The organism is Yoonia sp., from assembly GCF_042093035.1.
Taxonomy (GTDB): domain Bacteria; phylum Pseudomonadota; class Alphaproteobacteria; order Rhodobacterales; family Rhodobacteraceae; genus Yoonia.
Genome location: NZ_JBELFI010000186.1, coordinates 1 through 3,044 on the forward strand (window position 1 = coordinate 1; position 3,044 = coordinate 3,044).

5 protein-coding genes are annotated in these 3,044 nt (G+C 57.0%); 2 read left to right on the forward strand and 3 right to left on the reverse strand.

Annotated features, from left to right (window positions below; genetic code table 11):
• A partial coding sequence (locus tag ACFDSS_RS14310) for an FAD-binding protein (protein WP_375256390.1) occupies positions 1-193 on the reverse strand: 193 nt, incomplete at its 3' end.
• Positions 194-231: 38 nt separating this feature from the next.
• A complete protein-coding gene (locus ACFDSS_RS14315; RefSeq protein ID WP_375256391.1) occupies positions 232-879 on the reverse strand; it encodes a pyrimidine 5'-nucleotidase in 648 nt (215 codons plus the stop codon).
• Positions 880-980: 101 nt separating this feature from the next.
• Between ACFDSS_RS14315 and ACFDSS_RS14320 the strand changes: the two genes are divergently transcribed.
• Complete coding sequence (locus tag ACFDSS_RS14320; protein ID WP_375256393.1) at positions 981-1,634, forward strand: GntR family transcriptional regulator; 654 nt, start codon at positions 981-983, stop codon at positions 1,632-1,634.
• Here the strand turns inward: ACFDSS_RS14320 and carA are convergent, their stop codons facing one another.
• Positions 1,635-2,771, reverse strand: coding sequence for a glutamine-hydrolyzing carbamoyl-phosphate synthase small subunit (carA, locus tag ACFDSS_RS14325; RefSeq protein WP_375256392.1), 1,137 nt, complete (start codon positions 2,769-2,771; stop codon positions 1,635-1,637).
• A gap of 162 nt (positions 2,772-2,933) precedes the next feature.
• Between carA and ACFDSS_RS14330 the strand changes: the two genes are divergently transcribed.
• The coding region (locus ACFDSS_RS14330; RefSeq protein ID WP_375256394.1) for a GatB/YqeY domain-containing protein at positions 2,934-3,044 on the forward strand (111 nt) is incomplete at its 3' end.

Genomic DNA, 3,044 nt, shown 5'->3' on the forward strand with positions numbered 1-3,044 from the left:
CTTGCAGAAACTGCTTTGCAGGTTGCAAAAAGGCCGTCGTGCGCAGGTCCGATGCTTTTGCGTCACCCGTTGTCACGGGTGGTGTCGGATCAACGATCGTAACACCAAACCCTGCCGTTCCGAAAGCCGCAGCCGCTGTTAGTCCGGCGACGCCGCCACCGGAGATCAGGATATCTGTTATGCTACGGTCCATACGCGAGACATAGTTCGCTTCCGTCGGGCCGGAAAGGGTCACCGGACAAGCTGCGACAAAAAATCCGCCAGATCATCGGTGTGATGATGGATATGGGCGTCTTTTGTGTGGTCGGGATGGACCAAAACGGTGCGCATTCCCAATGCGTGCGGGACGGCCAGATTGCGCGCCTCATCCTCGAACATGGCGGCGACTTTGGGATCGACCCCGTCCCGGTCAAACACACGTGCAAAGGCTGCTTGCGTTGGTTTCGGTTTGAAATCAGCGTGTTCCACGCCGTAAACCGCGTCAAAAACACGGCTCAACCCGCGTGCATCCAGCACCCGCTTCGCGTGGTTTTCCGATCCGTTCGTGTAGACAATCCGCCGCCCCTTCAAGTTTCCGATATGGTCACGCAGCACATCGTCTTCTTGCAGGTGCGAGATATCGATATCATGCACATCGGCCAGAAAATGATGCGGGTCCACGTCGTAGTGCGCCATCAAGCCGGTGAGCGTTGACCCATATTCAACCCAGTATTCACCGCAAAGCGCCAGAGCGCGGGCATGGTCCAGCCCGGTGAGGCGGGCCACATAAGCTGAAAACCGTCCATCCATCTGCCCAAAAAGATCGGCAGAGGGCGGGTAAAGCGTGTTGTCGAGGTCAAAAACCCACGTCTCCACATGCGAAAAATGCCGTGCAACCATGGCCCCAGACTATGCAGACCCTGCTCTTTGCGCAATCGCTTTGGCTTGATGTTCAACCCCCGTGGGGCCTATGTTAAAGAAACCTCATGAAGGACGACCTCATGCAAGATGCGCGCGGATCCAACAAAGACGCCTACGCCATGATCCTAGAGGCGATTGACAGTCATATCTATCAGCCGGGTGATCGGCTGGTTGAAAGCGAGTTGGCTGAAAGGTTTGGCGTTTCACGCACGCCTATCCGCGAGGCGTTGCAGCGGTTGGAGACACAATCGCTCCTGACGCGTGACGGCAGATCGCTGATTGTGGCATCGCTCGATCATTCGCAGCTCTCTGAACTTTATGTTGTCCGTGGCGAGTTGGAGGGGCTTGCCGCACGTTTGGCGGCCCGCCATGCCACGCCCGAGGAAATAAAGGTGTTGCGCGAATTGATGGCCGCAGATGCCAAGCTGGTTGATGATCCCAAAGCAATGAGCCGGGCCAACAGGCGCTTCCACAAGCAAATCCACCATGCGTCGCACAACCGGTTTTTGGTGCAGCAACTGGATCTGGTCCACCGTTCCATGGCGCTATTAGCAACGACATCGATTGCCGCAGAAGGCCGTGGACGCGAGACATTGGAAGAACATGAAGCCATCGTGAACGCGATCGAGGCAGGCGATGGAGATGCCGCCTATCAAGCGCTGCGCGATCACATCTCCGAAGCCTTTGTCACCCGCCTGAAACTTGACGCGCAGGCCGTCGAAGCGGCGGAATAATCAGGCGCTCATCGCCTCCGCGAAACGCTCAAACAGATAGTAGCTGTCTTGTGGTCCGGGGCTTGCTTCGGGGTGGTATTGGACGCTGAACACAGGCCGTCCGGACATGCGGATGCCGCAGTTACTGCCGTCAAACAATGAGACATGCGTTTCTTCCACACCATCAGGCAATGTCTGGCTATCGACAGTAAAGCCATGGTTCATGGAGGTAATTTCAACCTTGCCAGTTTCCATATCCTTGACGGGGTGGTTTGCGCCGTGGTGGCCGTGGTTCATCTTGATCGTCGTCGCCCCCAGCGCCAAAGCAAGCATTTGGTGCCCCAGGCAGATGCCAAAGACGGGCAGGTCTGCTGCAAGAACGCCCTTAATCATCGGCACCGCATATGCGCCGGTCGCTGCCGGATCGCCAGGACCGTTGGACAGGAAAACACCATCAGGGTTGAGCGCCAGCACCTCCGCAGCGGTCGCGGTCGCGGGCAGTACCGTTACGTTGCAGCCAGCACTTGCCAGACATCGCAAAATATTGCGTTTTGCGCCGAAATCAATGGCGACGACTTTGTGTTTCGGCACCGTCTGTGGCCTATAGCCCTCCGGCCAAGCCCACCGCATTTCATTCCACTGGTAGGATTGCGCACAGGTCACATCCTTAGCCAAATCCAGACCTTCGAGGCCGGAAAAGGCGCGTGCTTTCTGGACCAGTGCCGCGATATCGAAATTACCCTCTGGGTCATGCGCCAAGGCGACATGCGGGGCGCCTTGATGCCGGATCGCGCGGGTCAAACGGCGCGTATCAACGCCGCCCATGCCAATCCGGTTGCGCTTTGCCAGCCAAGCGGCCAGTTCTTCGGTCGCCCGCCAGTTTGAGGATTTTGTCGGATCCCATTTGACAACCATGCCTTCCGCGACCGGATCGGCAGTTTCGTCATCTTCGGGGTTCACGCCTGTGTTGCCGATGTGGGGGAAGGTGAATGTCACGACCTGACCCGCGTAAGACGGATCGGTCATGATTTCCTGATAGCCGGTCATTGCGGTGTTGAAGCAAAGCTCTGCCACCGTTTCGCCGGTCGCTCCAAAGCCCATCCCATAAAAGACAGTCCCATCCGCAAGTGCCAAACAGGCTGTCGGTTTCTGCGTCATGAGCAACTCTCCACTGTCAGATTGAGCAGGGTTTACGGGGGCGGCGGGCCGTGGTCAAGACCGGATCAACCCTTAGAAACAAGCGGCAAGATGCGCTTGTCAGTTGGTCCCGGTCCGACTATATGACCCATTCGAAATGTGAAAATGCGATAGGATGCAGTTATGCTGATGCGTGATAAAGTGAATGCGGCTTTGAAAGACGCGATGCGCGCCAAAGAGGCCGACCGTTTATCGACCCTTCGCCTTATCAACGCCGCGATCAAAGACAAAGAC

Excerpts from the sequence above, each read along its gene's own strand:
- ACFDSS_RS14315 (WP_375256391.1), bottom strand. The coding sequence starts at position 879 with ATGGTTGCACGGCATTTTTCGCATGTGGAGACGTGGGTTTTTGACCTC.
- ACFDSS_RS14320 (WP_375256393.1), top strand. The coding sequence starts at position 981 with ATGCAAGATGCGCGCGGATCCAACAAAGACGCCTACGCCATGATCCTA.
- carA (WP_375256392.1), bottom strand. The coding sequence starts at position 2,771 with ATGACGCAGAAACCGACAGCCTGTTTGGCACTTGCGGATGGGACTGTC.